This window comes from Halanaerobium saccharolyticum subsp. saccharolyticum DSM 6643, from assembly GCF_000350165.1.
Taxonomy (GTDB): domain Bacteria; phylum Bacillota; class Halanaerobiia; order Halanaerobiales; family Halanaerobiaceae; genus Halanaerobium; species Halanaerobium saccharolyticum.
Genome location: NZ_CAUI01000010.1, coordinates 68118 through 83940, shown reverse-complemented (window position 1 = coordinate 83940; position 15823 = coordinate 68118). Strand labels below are relative to the sequence as shown.

Genomic DNA, 15823 nt, shown 5'->3' with positions numbered 1-15823 from the left:
TTGTTCAACATATATTGTTGTAATTTCTTAAAATGTAATATATACTTAAAATTAAATAAAGTTGTAAATTATGGAGGTTAAAAAAATGGATAAAAAAGATGACAATATTTATAATGAAAGTAAGTTGACGAATGATTTTAGCATTTCACACAGGAAAACATCCTCAACTGTAAAATATTTTAAGCACTATCATAATGCATATGAGATCTTGTTGCAGAACAGTGGTTCAGGAGAGTTTTTTATAAAAGATAACAACTATAATATGACGTCAAAATCAATTTTTTTAATCGATAAATTTGATATACACAAGACTCTTGTTAAGAAAAATTCCGCCAATTATGATCGCTTTGTTTTACAGATGAAAGGTCCTTTTTTAAAAAACAACTGTATATTTGAAAAATATGATTTTCATTTAACAGATATATTTAAAAAAAATATTAAATACATAAAACTTAAAGATCAGGACTATAAAAAAATTAAGTATCTGACTGAAAAGATAATCATGGAGTCAACAAAAAAGAAATATATGTTTCAGCCTATCGTTCACGCTTATTTGCTAGAAATGGTTGTTATTATTGATAGAATTATAGAAATTGAGACAAAATACAGTAATAAAAATGACAAAAAAACCAATCCCAACCTTCAGCTGGCTGAAATAATAGCCTATATTAATCAAAATTATAAGAATAAAATAACTCTTCAGAATATTGCCGAAAAGTTATATATTAGTAAATATTATTTGAGTCATTTTTTTAAAGATAGTACAGGTTTTACAGTCATAGAGTTTGTCAACAACAAAAGAATTATGGAAGCACAGAAACTGTTGATAAAAAGCAGTGAAAATATAACTGATATTGCAGTAAATGTAGGATTTAATTCATTGACACATTTTGAAAGAACTTTTAAAAAAATAAATGGAATTACTCCCACCCAGTACAGAGGAATAGAAAAATAAAGTTTAGATTGACCCACAAATCATATGTAATTAATATGAATGGTAATTCTTATCGAATGAAAGAAACTGAAAAGTAGCTGGTTGAGTAAATTAATATTATTTTTTGCGTACCCGGGTCAATTTTAAATTAATAAAAGAATCAAATTTCACTTGGCAAAAACGATTCCACTACCGTTATTTGTCAATAGAATCACATAAGAATTATGATAATGTTTATGATCTCTTAATATCAAAGTTTTTTTCTGTGTGAAACGATAAAATCTTCGATAAAAAGGCTAAAATCAGATTTGCTGTGATCGATATCATTGATCATAAGAATTCACTTCCTTTAATTTTGTTTTTCCGCTTAGCACAAATTTGTATCTTAAAAAAATAACACCAATAAGGCAGAGTAATAAAAATAAACTGGAAACAACAAATATATAATTTAATTTAAAAGCGCTGTACATATAACCGAATAAAAGAGCGAATGTTGTTGTTGCAAAGCTTACACTTGACTGCCAGATGCCGATAGAAAAACCTCTTCTTTCTGGGCTAACAGTTTCAGCTGCAAGTGCATTTAATATTGGATTTAGAACTGTAAATCCTAAAGATATTAAAAATACATTAAGAACAAGAAAATAAAAATTAGTCAAAAAAGGAAGCAGCATGATAGATAAAGCTGGGATTGTTATCCCACCATAAACAAAGATCATTCTTCCATATTTATCAGATAAACTGCCCATTATACTGCCAAATATTATCTGTGACAGGCCTTTAACACTTAATATAAAACCAACTGCTTTCAGAGAAAGGCTGATTTCATTCAAATAAAGAGGTAGATAGTTATCTGTTAATATCATAATTGAAGAGATTGTAAAACCACTTAATATAACTATAAGATATTCTGGGTTTTTTAATAGAAGTTTAGTTTCATCAATAAAATTATTATCTTCCGCTGGTTTTGTTTTTTTCTTTTTAACTTCAATATTAGGTAGATTTTTTAGGAGAAGAGCATTTAGAAAAAAAGACATTAATAATATGATGAAAAGAGAATAATAACCCCACAAGTCGCTTACAAAACCTCCTAAAATAGGACCAATAAAAAATCCCATTCCTATTCCTGCTGTTCTTATACCAAGATTTTTCCCCCGCTCATCAGCATCCATCTCTGAAAAATAAAAAGCTGTACTGGCCATAAAAGCGGCTCTACTTGTACCGGTTAAAAACTGAGCAGTACATAAAATAAAAAAGTTTCTCGGAAAAAAATAAAATATTAGCCCAATTATAAATATAAGGTTCGAAAATATAAGCACATTTTTACTACCTATTTTGTCAATTAAAAAACCTATGTAAATTTTGGTAAACCCACTTGGTAGATTGTAGAAGAATATAATCTGTCCAATTAAAAATTGAGTTATACCAAATTCTTTTGCGTAAATTGGAATTAATGGCAAGAAAAAGTATGTTTGTGTTGTCATTAGAACATGCAGAGTAAAAATAAATATCTTTCTTTTTTTCATATTGTATATCTTTCCCTTCTGAGATGAATTTATTATTCTTATATTCTCAAAAAAATAATATAATTCTTTATTTTTAAAATCATACAACAATATATGAAATAAATTTCACGTCAAAATATTCTATTATATTAATATAAGATAAACATTCTATTAATTAAATCCAATCCTTAATAGGTTGTTTAAATAGAACTATGATAACCTGTTTTAAAAAAATAATCCTTCTTTAAGTGGTTAAATTATTTATTAGCGAAATAAAAACCAAACCACTAAGAAGAATAATTATGACAATTATATTTTAAAAATCCAACAACGGTCAAGTGAACTTTGACGATATGATTATAGATAGCATATCAGTTTTTAATTAATTTTTTCTTTCTCCTTATCAGCTAGCACTGGTTTTTCTATATTATCCTCATGATCTTTAAGTTCTTTCAATCTATGCTGTCTTCTATCAACATGATTGTTGCCGACTTTTTATTTCTCATTCTTTAAAGTTCAAATAATCAGCTCTTTCTTTTTTATTTTTATATGCATTTGTTCGCTTTTCTAGCAAAAAAATTAGCTTATTCATTTTAAAAAAATAGATATTTTTCTCATTTTTATCCCACTCCCTTCCCTGGAGTGATTTTTTTGATTTTAAAGTAGTTTTCTTTTTTATATTAACAAAATAAACAAAGCCCTTAATCCTATGAGAATAGGTGGATAGTTCTTTGATTAAACTTTTCAGTTTATCAATTTTAAGTTCATTCTCAAACTCCAGTATGATATTTTCTGGTTTATTTAAGTCAGTAAATTCCATCTTCTTTCAAATTTTTCCAACATCTTTATTAGAAGAAAAATTATTTTCCAGGATATCTATATTAAGCTCAGAATAACTGCTTTTAATTATTTCTGCACTTGGATTTAAAGAAATAATTATGCTTTCAATCTTATCCAATTCTTTATTATCAACTAAGTCAGTTTTATTAATTATAACCAAATCACTGTATGCTACCTGTTCTCTGGCCAAGTTTAATGCTTTAAAAATCTTATTAAAATTAGAAGCCTCTGCTATACTAATCATTCCTCTAAAATCAAATCTATCATCTGTTATTTTAGCCACATCAGCTAAAATGCTGTCGATACTTTTAGGTCTTGACATCCCCGAACTCTCAACTAGTAAATAGTCTAAGTCAATATCCTTGTATGATAATATCGATTCTACAAAAGACCCTGATAAACAGCTGCAAAAAAATAGAACCGTTGTTTATTTCAACTATGCCATCATCATTTTCCAAATCAAGCATCTTGGCATCTACATTAGTCTCACCAAACTCATTAACAATAACTCCAGTTTTTTTATCTTTAAGCTGCCCCAGTAAATTATTCAAAAATGTTGTCTTACCTGCTCCCAAGAAGCCGGTAATAATTATTAGTGGGATCTTATTGTGAATGTTAAATAAGATTTTACACCCAATAATTTTTAAAAATGGTTTCTCTGTAAGTCAATCTGTAGCTATCACCATCTAAATTGATGATTTAGCACTTATGAATTATACGATCTAAAATTGCAGCTGTAATAGCCTGATCACCTATCAATTCACCCCAGTCTGAAGGACCTTTATTTGAGGTGATAATAATTTAAGTCTAACCATACAGTTTGTTTATCAGCTGGAAAAAGAGGTTGGATTCCTGCTTTTCCATAGCCATAAACATAATGTCATCGATAATTAAAAGATCACTCTTTAAAACTCTAAATAAATTGTATAATTAAATGCACGCGGTAATTTGATAAAAAAATAGACACATACCTGTACCTTTTGTATAATGTTAATAACCACAAAAACATTAGGAGGGTACAGAATATGTGTCAAAGTAATTGTAACACAAAAAGAAGCAAAGGTGAACACCTAAGTTATGAAGATCGCGTAAAGATAGAACATCTATACAATCAACAGGATAAAAATTATACTGAAATAGGTAAAGAACTAAACTGTCATAGAACTACAGTAAGTCGTGAAATTAAAAAGGGTGAAATAGAGCAAAAGAATACTGCTAAAGGACCGGATTTAAAAATAGGCGATAATAATAAATTAGCAGAATTTATAAAAGAGCAAATACTTAAATTAAGATCTCCTGCAGCAGTAGTAGATGATATTAAAAAATCAGATGATTATGAGACAGAACTACACTGGAAAACAATCTATAATTATATAGATAAAGGTGTTTTGGATATAGATAGAGATGATCTCATACATGGTAACTATAAAGTTGAAAAAGATAGGCCTAAAGAAAGTGCTAGTACTACTAGACGTAAGGAAGGCCGGACAATTAGGGACAGACCTGAAGAAGCTGATACCAGGGAAGAATTTGGACACTGGGAGATGGATTTGGTAGAGGGTTTAAAGGAAAAAGGAGAGCCATTTTTACTGGTTTTAACAGAAAGACAGACCAGACAGGAAATCATAGAAAAAATACCAAACAAGAAATCAGAATCTGTGGTAAAGGGGTTAGATCGTATAGAAAGACGATTTGGAGTAGTGAATTTCAGAGAGACATTCAAAACAATCACTACAGACAATGGAGCAGAATTTGCAGATTATGAAGGAATTGAAGAATCTTTTACAGGTAGCAGTATCCCAAGAACCAGTCAGTATTACTGCGATGCATACTGCATCTGGCAGAGAGGCTCAAATGAGGTAGCTAACAGGTTTATCCGAAGATTCTTACCTAAAGGCACAAGCTTCAAAGGGATCAAAAGAACCCTAGTAAAAAAGATTCAGGAATTTATAAACACTTATCCCAGAAAAATGTTTGGCTACGGAAATTCAGACGAATTATTTAGAGAAAAACTTAGTTTCAGCATCTAGAAATACTTAAGGTACAGGTAATTTTTAAAAAATCAAAAAAAACCGTGCATTGCAACTTGCAATTCACCTCTTTAAAACTCTATTGAGTTTAGTTTTATAATATCTAATCATTTCATCAATTTTAAGCCAGTAGATTAAATCACTAATAGCTGCAAAGATTACTTGGTAGCATTCGTTGATGGCATGAATGCCGAGGCCGATGCTCAGATGAGTTTTGCCTGCTCCTAAAGGACCAAGCAGTACTCTATTTTAGCCACGCTCAAGCAAGGATAATTCTTTAAACTGGTTAAACTGTTTTTTATATAATGACTGCTGTTCTTCAAGATTAAACTCAGCCAGAGTTTTATACTATGGGAATGCAGCTTGTTTCAAATATTTTTCTAGGCGAGCTTCTTCTCGTGCCTCAATCTCCTGGTCTAATACATATTCTAATAATTTTTCGCTGGGAAAATAATTTTCAACAGCATGAGATATGATTTCTGATATATTATCAGAGGCATTTTTTAACTTTAAAACTTTAAATTTATCTTTTAGATTTTCAATTGTGATTGTCATTTATACCTCCAGTTTTAAGAGTCAAATATCTTTTGATAGACATCAAGATCTCTTACTGCTGGTTTAGCAGCAAGTTTAGCCTTATCTTTTTCATTTAAAGCTATATTATCAGCTACCAGTAAAATATCATCATTTTTAGACTTGATTTTTTCTTTATCGTAATAACTAATGATATCTCTAAAATCACTGGCACTGGAGAGTTTTATTACCTATACAGTATTCTAATGCTTCTGTGATAGTTTCAGAATCTTTATCTTCTAAAGCTTTTTCTATTACAAGCAGTTGTTCCCTGATATATCGCTGTTTTTCTTTTCTGATTCTTGCTAAAAATTTATCTGCTCTTTTGTGATCAGGAAAGAGAAGAGTTATCTTTTCTATCAGTTTGTCAATATTATCAGATTTCTTTCTACCGTGATCTCTATTTTTAGAGAGTTTACCTTTAGTTCTTATTATTTTATGTTCTGCCAGTTTAGCTGTACTTTCAAAATCATATATCAAGTATTTATCATTGTCCTCAAGCACTTTAACATAGCTTTCAGGTCCTTGATAGGTGCCTAATGGAACAGAATATCTGTTACCTTTTATCGGGATAGTATTGTCTTTTCTCACCTGATAAGTTATACTTAAGTCAGAAGAATTATTTTTAATTTTTTCGGATACCGGCTTCAGGTATTTCTTTTCGACGGTTAATACCTGAGCTGGTATTTTTTTGTTGTGCCATATATTTTCCCATTAGCACGGCGTTCAAGCCACTTAAGACAATCCTCATTCCACTTTTCTAAATTGATAAATGTTCTATGAGCTGCAAAATTATTTTTTACATAGCCAACAACATTTTCAATACGACCTTTAGATTCAGGATCAGCCGCCCTACACATATATACTCTAAATTTTCTTTCAAGCCTATATGATGCAAACTGGTGAGTGTAAATTAAATCACCATAGTTTTCACTGTACAGGATTAAACTATCCTGATCATAGACAGCTTCTTCTGGTATGCCTTCAAAGTATTCAAATGCATTTTCGTGAGCTGCTACTACATCAGCTGTAGTTAATGGTCTATCAAACCATTCTACATATTTGTATCGAGAATGGGAGAGAACAAAGGCAATGAGATAGAGCTTAACTCTGGTGATTTTATCTGCTTTGTAGACCCATTTTTCACCCATATCAACCTGCATCTGCTGACCCATTGGCGGATCTTCAACTGCCTCATAGATCCTGGGATGCTTTGTTTTGGGTATATTATGCTCTTTTCTTAAATCTCTTATGTAATTTCTAAGAGTACTTTCTGTGAAACCAGGATATCCGTTAAGCTGTTCTTCAATCCAGTCATAGATTTGAGAAGCTGAGATATCAGGATGTTCTTTTAGCCAGTTTAGAATCTTATCATGATACTTATCTGCTTTTTTAGTTCTGGTACTCATTGACTGAAGAACTTCTTTAAATTCTTCTGTATTTAAGTCATAGTATTTATTGAGTGTTGGTCTGCTGATATTTAATCTTCTTGCAATCTGGGATTTATTTAATCCTATTTCTTTTAATTGCTGGATTTTCATATGCATTTTATATCCATCTTCTTTGTTCAATATTTCTGCCCCCTTTTAGAATATTTAGAAGAATATTATATCCTAAAAGAGCAGATTATGGTACTGGATTAATTTAACATATTTACCATTAGAAAATCATTACTTTTACATTATCTAGCAATACCCGTAAAATCTTATTTATCGTTTTCTGTAAAATCTATTTTATCATCTACAAAGGTCGTTATAACGGGGATAATACCTGTTATTGAAATGCTCTTTAACTAAATAAAACGTATCTGATTTTTTCCTAATTTTTGGCTGATTTTTTTCTGTTTTTTCTGATTTAGAGTTGTTGATGTCTTATGATTAAAATGCATGCTATTTCAGCGGAGAATACTAATACTCGTTATCAGAGAAGCTAAAGCATGGGAATATGCTAATACAAGAAAAGGCTACTGGATAATGTCCAATAGCCCAACACTTGCAAAAATCTTTACTAACCAGTTCTTAAAGAAATTTGGATACTTTAATTTTACGGAAAGATATGCACAAGTAATTAATTCTTCAAGTAATTAATTCTTAATGAACCGCACAGCAACTAACGATATACTGTGATTGTTGTAAGAGAAAGGAGAATAAATTAATTATTTTTCTCCTACTCGATTATACTTATTTTTTATTTAAATTTTGAATTCATTTACTGCATTTGAGAGTTTCTGTGCCATTTCTGCAAGATTTTGAGCAGAATTTACAATCTCTTCAGTGGAAGCACTCTGTTCTTCACTGGCTGCAGCAACTTCTTCTGCATTACTTGCCGCGGTTTGACTGACTTCTGCAATCTGTTTTACTGCAGATTCCACTTCATTACTGTTTACTTTCATTTTTTCAGTCTGTTCACCTATATTTTCTATTATATTATTCAGAACAGAAGCAGCCTGCCTGATATCATCAAATGACTTACCACTTTCTTCTATTGAATTTACACTTGTATCTACTGCTTGCTCTGTCTGCTCCATATTTTCAACCGAAATTTCTACATCTTTCTGAATTCCACCAATTAATTTTGATATTTCATCGGTAGCTTCGCCTGACTGTTCTGCCAATTCTCTAATTTCATCTGCAACAACACTAAAACCTCTTCCTGCTTCTCCGGCTCTTGCTGCCTCAATAGCTGCATTTAAAGCAAGAAGGTTTGTCTGAGCAGATATATCTTTAATTATTTGAACTATCTCACCAATTCTTTGTGATGAATCTGCAAGAGAATCTATGGCATCAGATACATTATTAGAATTTTCTTTGAGTTTATTGACCTCTGCTACTGAATTTTCTATAGATTGATCACCAACTTCTATATTATATGTTACCTCATCTGCTTTTTTGTTCATTGCTTCCGAGGAACTACTTACCATATTGATCTGGCCTGTAAGTTCATAGAGCAGAGCATTTGTTTCCTGCGCCTGTGCTGATTGTTCTTCAGCACCAGATGCCACATCCTGGATTGCTGTGCCAACATGTTCTGCAGAAGCTGATACTTCTTCACCAGAGGCTGAAAGTTCTTCACTTGAAGCTGACAGATTAGCTGAAATATCTATTACCTGGCCAACAAGAGATTTTAGGTTTTTGAGCATATTATTTAATGCATTGGATAGTTCCCCAACTTCATCCTTAGTCTTTACTTTCAATTCTGCCACCGAAAGATTACCATTTGCTATCTCTTCTGCAAATCCTATAGCATTTTTAAGCGGATTTACTACAGAAGAGGTTACCATAAAGACTATAATTGAGGCTATAATTATTGCTAACAAGATGGTAATGAATATCTTATTTCTGTATGCATCCAGCGCTGATTGATATTCAGAAGTTGGAAGTGCGGTGACTATTATATAGTTATCATAGGGCATATAATTCTGGAGAAGTTCTTCCCCTTCCAGGTTAATAATATCACTACCCTCCTGCTGAGTTAATATTTCATTTCCCCAGCTGTAATCTGTGATACTGCTTCCTATCATACTGCTTTCTGGATGACTTATTATTTGTCCACTTTTATTTGTGATATAAACATATCCATTTCTACCGTATTTAGCTGTTTCTGCCGTACGAGTGATATCAATTTTTGCCAAAATTTCCTGCAGTTCTTTCGGCTGGACACCAATCTGGACAATTCCCGCTTTATCTGTTCTTCCAACCCCTATATATTTAAATAATTCACCATCTGTTCCTCGCTCTTGAGGAGCTTGTGCTAATTCAAACTCTTCATTTTCCAATCCTTCTAGAAAAGGCTTTGTCTGTTCTGACTCACTAAAATCAAACCCAATAAATTCCATAACACTAGACCATCTGATAACACCTTTTGCATCAGTTACATGGATTTCTTCTAAATCCAACTCCTGCATAAGAGTATTTATTTCCTCCTGGATTATAGAATCAGATACTGTTGTTAAATGTTGATCTATTGTTCTGGTTATTGTAATAAGATATTTATCAATTGCCTCTTCAGTAAGCTGAGCATTTTCTTTTCTATCATCTATTATGGTTTTAATTTCTTCCATCTTTGAGGTTGCTGTTTCTTCAGTCTGCTCCATGATATAGTCTCTTTGAGTATCATAACCTATATATCCTATTGCTGCCATCCCTGCTATAAGTACTATAAGTGTCGGTATTAAAAATTTTGCTCTAATCGACTTAAATTTTAATAATTTCATGCTTTTTTATTACACTCCTTTTTTGCTGATGATGATTTTATTTAATCTCTCTAACTATATTATCGTACTCAAGTTTGCAAAACTTAAATAACTTCAAACATGATTAAAGACTTCAATCCCTAATTAAATCTTATTTACTCACAAATAGTCCTTATCTTAACATGAAAAAAATTTGTCAAAAATATTGCAGATTTTTAACCATTTCTAGATAATAATTATAAAAATTATAAAGGTCAACTAACATTGAATATTAAGGGCTAAAACCCATAAAAAAAGACCCGCCGGGAGGCGAGTCTTCTGTGTTATTTTGAAAAATATTTCAAGAACTAGTTAGGACAAATATATTTTATTCTTTTTCAGTGACTTTTGAAATTTTATTTAACATGCCGGGTATTCTTCCTCTATTTAAAGCAGTTTCTCTTGTGAAAAGCTGTATTACAACTGCATATATAGTTGGGAGTAATAATCTATTGACAATTGGTATTTTATTTAAAAGAATGTTATCACTTTCATTATTATAGTTTTTATCTGTTAACAATATTATGTTTGACCCATTTTGGGCCATCTCTTCGGTAAGTTTTATTAAAAGGTTAAAAGTGTGATCGCCATGTGCAAATACAATGGCACCGTGATTTTTGCCTGTGATTTCTAAAGGGCCATGTCTAAAAGAACCACCGCTATAACCTTTAGGCTGCAATCCTGTTCCTTCGGCACAAATTAAAGCTCCCATAAATGTTGTACTTAAAAGATCTCCCCTTGAAATAAACGACCATTTATCTTTAGATTTTAGATGATTATATAGATTATGAATAGTGTTTTCTGCTTGCACTATAAAATTATTTATTATTTCAATATCATCTGACTGTTTTTTTATATCTAAACCTTTATTATTATCAACTAAATGAGCGATTATATTGAGCAGATAATTACTATTCACATAAGTTTTAGTAGAGATAGTAGCTTCTTTGCCTGCAAATATAGGTAATACAAAATCAGACATTTGAGCGATTGGGCTATCCTCATAATTTGTAATTGCAATGATAGTAGTATTATCAGATAATTTTTCTAATAGTTTCTTTGTTTCTGCACTTTTTCCAGATTGAGAAATAGCTATTACAGTAACATTTTCATTTATAGAATTCATCTGATAATGTATGAACTCATCTATATTTGGATTTAGACAAAGATATCCTTTGTTAGATAAGATGTTAATTGCTGATATTGCAGAATAATTTGAACTACCCATTCCTGCAAAAAGAATTGGATTATCATTATCCTCAATATAATTAATTACCTCTTTTAATCTTTTTTTATACTTTGTATCTTCAAAATAATTAGTCAAAATCATATTCAAAAATTCTGGTTGACTTTTTATATCTTTAATCATCGGATCAGACATTTTACCACCTCATATTTATATATTTATGACTTCTATAGAATCTTTATTTTTAGAAATATAATTATAAAGATCATCAATCGAAGGACTTGATCCTTTTTCAACAAATAATCTAGCATTTACTGTGCCTAATACTAAAGATTCTTGATCAGTAAGATTATTTAATATTCCCCAAATAAACCCCGCATTAAAATTATCTCCTCCACCAACAGTTAAAACAGGCGCTTCCACTTTAGGAACTCTCACTTTAACTTTATTTGATTTTTTTACTAGATATGCTTCAGCAACAGGATGGATTACTACTTCATCAACAAATCCACTATTAACTAAATGCTTACCAATATTAGTAATATCTTTGAAATTATTTGTCATCATCTTTTTTCCTAAATCTCTAACTTCATTTTCATTTAAACCAATGATTACTCTATAATAATCTCTAAAATCAGATAAAGTTTTTAACATTTCTTTTATATCTTTAATTGACCTTGAACTAGTATCAGCTAAATCAATGAAAAGAGTTTGTTCTTTATTATTAAATTTATCTTGATTTTGATTTAAATAATTAATTATTTTTTTCCAAATTGATGTCATATTATTAAAATGACTCCAATTAACCATCGAAAGCAATTCATAGTTATTTAATATTTCATATATTTTATCTCCAACTTTATTTTTAATTGTATTATAGTCAATTTCTTTGAATGTATGTGTATCTCCTAACATTATTTTCCCATCAAAAAACTCTAAAACAAAACTTAAAGCAGGCTTACCTATAGAATATATATTACAGTTTTTAGACATATATTTATTAAAGATCTCTTCATATTCATCAATTGGTGAAATACAGTCAGTATTTATGCCCAAATGTCCCAAAGAGTTTGCAAAAAGTGGTGTATTACCACCAGGTTGTATTGATTCTAATTCAATATCTATATCACAGCTGAGTCCAGAAGCTTGTTTTATCCTGTCCCCAAAATCATCTATAGTTTTATAATAGTTAATTGTTTTACCTTCCTGTGAACTAATTGGCCTATATATTTTATCAACAAATCCATCAAAACCAATTGCTGCATTTTTATCTAGATATTTTTTTTCCTCAATTATTTTTTCTATTTTCCCTTTTAAATCTTCTAACATTTTGAGACCCCCTTAACCCTTTACTGAACCAGCTGTTAGTCCCTTGATAATTAATCTTTGAAATATTATTACAATAATCATGGGAGGAATTGCAGCTAAAACACCACCTGTAGTCATTGCAGTATAGTTTACAGCATGTCGACCTGTAAACTCAGTTATTGCTACTGGAACAGTTTTAGATGCATAACTATTTGTTAAGATTAAAGCATAAAAAAACTGATCCCATGCTAAAAGAAATGAAAATATAGCTACTGATGCAATACCGGGGCCAGAAAGAGGTAATATAACTCTGATTAATGCTCCTAATCTTGAACATCCATCTATTCTAGCAGAGTCTTCTAATTCCATTGGTATACTCCGGAAAAAGCCTGTCATAATATATATTACAAATGGTAAAGTGAAAGATAAATATACAAAAACCAAAGTTATTTTCTTATCTAATAGTCCAATATTATTTATCAAAATATAAATTGGAATTATCAAACTTACAACTGGAATCATTCTAGTTGCAATCATAGTAAGCATTCCTATTCTTCTCCCTTTAAAGTCAAGTCGAGAAAAAGAATAAGCCGCAGGAATTCCAAATATTAAACTTACTAAAGTAACAAAGAAAGAAACATATACACTATTATATAAAGCCTTAGTAAACATTTCAGCTGATTGAGATGATCCTGCCTGGGTTGAAAATATACTCACATAATTTTTAAAGGTCAGATTATCAGGAAACCAATCTATTGGTTTAATTAATAATGAAGATTGGGTAGATAAGCTAGAAATTACCAGCCAATAAATCGGCGCTAATATCCAGATTGCAACTACTATCATTAAAATATAACCAATTATTTTTTTGGTTGGTGTCATTTTTTTCATCTTTTACACGTCCTCTGTATATAAGATTCTTATATAAACCAGAGATAAAATTAATATAAATATAGAAACTATAAATGAAAGAGCTGAACCCCTTCCCATATTTAAAAAGCTGAATGATTCTAAATATGCTTTATATGAAATAATCTGGGTTCCATTAGCTGGGCCACCTCTAGTTAAAACATATATAATATCAAAAGCTTTAAATGCTTCAACAGTTCTTATAACTAAAGCAACCATAATAGCTGGTTTTAATAATGGTAATGTAATATAGCTAAAAACTTGAAGTCCATTCGCACCATCAATATCTGCTGCTTCATAAAGGTCTTCGCTTATAGTTGCCAAAGAAGCACTCATAATTAAAACAACAAATGGTGTACATTTCCAGACATCGGCTAATATAACTAAATTCATCGCTGTCCAAGGTTTAGATAACCAAGTCTGATACTTATCAATTATATTTAATGATTGCAACAATCCATTTAAAGCACCATATTCTGCATTATAAATCCATTTCCACATAATTGCATTTACAACTGTTGGTACAGCCCAAGGTATAATTACAATTGTTCTTAATATTTTCCACCCTTTCAGGTGTAAATTTATTAAATATGCAATAGCTATACCTAAAACAATTTCTATACCTGTCGAAATTATTGTAAAATAAGCAGTTCTACCGATTGTTGCCCAAAAATCAAAAGATATAAAAAAATCAATATAATTTTTCAAGCCAATAAATTGTGTCCTCCAAGGATAAGCTAATGAATAGGAAGTAAAGCTTAACCACATTGTTCTAACAATTGGATAAAAAACCACAGAAGCAATTATTAAAAAACTTGGAAGAACCAAAATCCATCCTAGCAAATTTGTGTTTTTTTCAAATTTACTGGTGATCTTTTTTTTAATAAAGTTCATAATGTTTTCCCCCATAAAATTAGTGAAAATAGTGCGGAGTATTTAAAAACTCCGCACTATTTTATTGTTTTACCAACGTTCTTGAATTTTTTCTACTTCTTCTGCAGCGTTATCTAATGCTTCTTGTGGACTAACATTACCTACAAGAGCATTCTGAATTGAAGTTTGTAACACACGTGACATTTCAGTATAATAAGGAACTTTTGGTCTTGAATAAATATACGGGAACTGCTTATCAAACATTTTAAATGTTTCAGGATGCATTTCAATTATTTCTTCTTGCTGCATTACAGATTTGTACATCGGAGTTACATGATCAGCATATCTTGTTTGAATATCTTTACTTGTCATAAATTCAATTAAATCATAGGCAATATCTGCATTTGGAGAATTTTTTGTTACACTAAAGCCCATTGAACCAGTAATACTTGCACTTTCAACACCTTCTGATTTTGCATCTTCAAATACAGGCATTAAAGCAAGTTGTGTTTGGCCAACTATATTAGATTCATCTGGATTATTTAATAATTCATACATGTAGACCCAGTTAATTGTAAAAGCAGCATTACCTTGTGAGAAAATTCTTCTTACTTCTTCTTCATTAGCAGACAAGCTTGCTGGGTTTGTAAGTCCACTGTCAATAGTTTCTTTCATCCAGCTTAAAGTTTCAACTCCCCTTTTATTATTAAATGCTGGTTTATTATTTTCATCAAAAAAGTCCCCATTATTACCTTTAAGTAATGTTACCCAATCACAGATAAGTGCTTCAATCTGAGCCCAACTCCAAACCATTGGATATTCAACAATACCTTTTTCTTTTATTATTCTTGACTGTTCCACAACTTCTTCCCATGTTTTAGGTGGATTTTCAATACCAGCTTCATTTAGAATTTGTTCGTTGTAAAAGAAATATTCTAAATCTAAGAGCCAAGGTAGTCCATAAAGTCGGTCATTATATCCAACAACTTCCCAGGCCTTGTCATATACATCATCATTCATATCACTAGATACTCGTTCTGTTACATCTAATAACCAACCAGCTTCAGCAAACTGTGCGTACCAGATATCATCAATTAAAACAACATCATAGGCTGGATTAGCTCCAGAAATTGAAGTAATTAACTTATCATGCAAAGCATCATAACCAACCAATGTAAGCTCTACTTCTATGCCTGGATTATTATCTTCAAACTCAGCAATGATTTGATCATACTCTTCTGGTGTCCAACCAGCTTGTTTCATACTAATCATTTTAATTGTTTCTGCAGAAGTTGATAAAGCGAATACACCCACAAATAAAATTACAAGTGTTAAAATTAAAAGTGACTTCTTATTAAACATTTTTCATCCTCCTTTGAATTTTTAATACTTTAAATCAAAATTATCTTTACCATCCCTCCTTTTGGATTTTTTAAA

General features: G+C 30.7%; 16 protein-coding genes and 1 pseudogene. 2 read left to right on the top strand and 15 right to left on the bottom strand.

Features of this window, described 5'->3' with window-relative positions; translation table 11 throughout:
* The first annotated feature begins 85 nt into the window (after nucleotides 1-85).
* Nucleotides 86-955 (top strand): AraC family transcriptional regulator, encoded by an 870-nt coding sequence (locus HSACCH_RS04950; RefSeq protein ID WP_005488332.1) that lies wholly within the window; start codon nucleotides 86-88, stop codon nucleotides 953-955.
* A 302-nt stretch (nucleotides 956-1257) separates the two neighbouring features.
* Here HSACCH_RS04950 and HSACCH_RS04945 read toward each other — a convergent pair whose 3' ends face one another.
* From HSACCH_RS04945 to HSACCH_RS14115, 5 genes and pseudogenes are all read right to left on the bottom strand, one after another.
* Complete coding sequence (locus HSACCH_RS04945) at nucleotides 1258-2544, bottom strand: MFS transporter (RefSeq protein WP_327049757.1); 1287 nt, start codon at nucleotides 2542-2544, stop codon at nucleotides 1258-1260.
* A gap of 394 nt (nucleotides 2545-2938) precedes the next feature.
* Entirely contained in the window at nucleotides 2939-3256 is a 318-nt protein-coding gene (locus HSACCH_RS04940) for a hypothetical protein (protein ID WP_005488329.1), read from the bottom strand.
* 6 nt (nucleotides 3257-3262) lie between these two features.
* Nucleotides 3263-3598: a GTP-binding protein gene (locus HSACCH_RS04935; protein WP_005488328.1), complete on the bottom strand. Its 336-nt coding sequence runs from the start codon at nucleotides 3596-3598 to the stop codon at nucleotides 3263-3265.
* A gap of 31 nt (nucleotides 3599-3629) precedes the next feature.
* Nucleotides 3630-3863 (bottom strand): GTP-binding protein, encoded by a 234-nt coding sequence (locus tag HSACCH_RS14180; protein ID WP_268741835.1) that lies wholly within the window; start codon nucleotides 3861-3863, stop codon nucleotides 3630-3632.
* A 40-nt stretch (nucleotides 3864-3903) separates the two neighbouring features.
* A pseudogene (locus HSACCH_RS14115) lies at nucleotides 3904-4191 on the bottom strand (ATP-binding protein); the annotation flags it as partial.
* 110 nt (nucleotides 4192-4301) lie between these two features.
* Here HSACCH_RS14115 and HSACCH_RS04925 point away from each other — a divergent pair.
* Nucleotides 4302-5306, top strand: a complete 1005-nt coding sequence (locus HSACCH_RS04925; protein ID WP_005488326.1) for an IS30 family transposase — start codon at nucleotides 4302-4304, stop codon at nucleotides 5304-5306.
* 63 nt (nucleotides 5307-5369) lie between these two features.
* Here HSACCH_RS04925 and HSACCH_RS14260 read toward each other — a convergent pair whose 3' ends face one another.
* The 10 genes from HSACCH_RS14260 to HSACCH_RS04885 all read right to left on the bottom strand — a co-directional run bounded on the left by HSACCH_RS14260 (nucleotide 5370) and on the right by HSACCH_RS04885 (nucleotide 15748).
* Nucleotides 5370-5546, bottom strand: a complete 177-nt coding sequence (locus HSACCH_RS14260) for an ATP-binding protein (RefSeq protein WP_084815741.1) — start codon at nucleotides 5544-5546, stop codon at nucleotides 5370-5372.
* A 108-nt stretch (nucleotides 5547-5654) separates the two neighbouring features.
* Entirely contained in the window at nucleotides 5655-5861 is a 207-nt protein-coding gene (locus tag HSACCH_RS13560; RefSeq protein WP_005488325.1) for a P-loop NTPase family protein, read from the bottom strand.
* Nucleotides 5862-6044: 183 nt separating this feature from the next.
* The gene (locus HSACCH_RS13745; RefSeq protein WP_084815732.1) at nucleotides 6045-6470 is read right to left on the bottom strand and encodes a hypothetical protein; all 426 of its coding nucleotides are present in this window, start codon (nucleotides 6468-6470) and stop codon (nucleotides 6045-6047) included.
* 77 nt (nucleotides 6471-6547) lie between these two features.
* On the bottom strand, nucleotides 6548-7450 hold the full coding sequence (gene istA / locus HSACCH_RS04915; RefSeq protein WP_005488323.1) for an IS21 family transposase: 903 nt from the start codon (nucleotides 7448-7450) through the stop codon (nucleotides 6548-6550).
* 620 nt (nucleotides 7451-8070) lie between these two features.
* A complete protein-coding gene (locus tag HSACCH_RS04910) occupies nucleotides 8071-10092 on the bottom strand; it encodes a methyl-accepting chemotaxis protein (RefSeq protein ID WP_051056329.1) in 2022 nt (673 codons plus the stop codon).
* A gap of 346 nt (nucleotides 10093-10438) precedes the next feature.
* Complete coding sequence (locus tag HSACCH_RS04905; protein WP_005488318.1) at nucleotides 10439-11491, bottom strand: SIS domain-containing protein; 1053 nt, start codon at nucleotides 11489-11491, stop codon at nucleotides 10439-10441.
* Between the two features lie 15 nt (nucleotides 11492-11506).
* A complete protein-coding gene (locus HSACCH_RS04900) occupies nucleotides 11507-12625 on the bottom strand; it encodes a PfkB family carbohydrate kinase (protein WP_005488316.1) in 1119 nt (372 codons plus the stop codon).
* Nucleotides 12626-12637: 12 nt separating this feature from the next.
* Entirely contained in the window at nucleotides 12638-13495 is an 858-nt protein-coding gene (locus HSACCH_RS04895) for a carbohydrate ABC transporter permease (protein ID WP_005488315.1), read from the bottom strand.
* A 3-nt stretch (nucleotides 13496-13498) separates the two neighbouring features.
* A complete protein-coding gene (locus HSACCH_RS04890; protein WP_005488313.1) occupies nucleotides 13499-14407 on the bottom strand; it encodes a carbohydrate ABC transporter permease in 909 nt (302 codons plus the stop codon).
* Between the two features lie 69 nt (nucleotides 14408-14476).
* On the bottom strand, nucleotides 14477-15748 hold the full coding sequence (locus HSACCH_RS04885) for an ABC transporter substrate-binding protein (protein WP_005488311.1): 1272 nt from the start codon (nucleotides 15746-15748) through the stop codon (nucleotides 14477-14479).
* Between the last annotated feature and the right edge of the window lie 75 nt (nucleotides 15749-15823).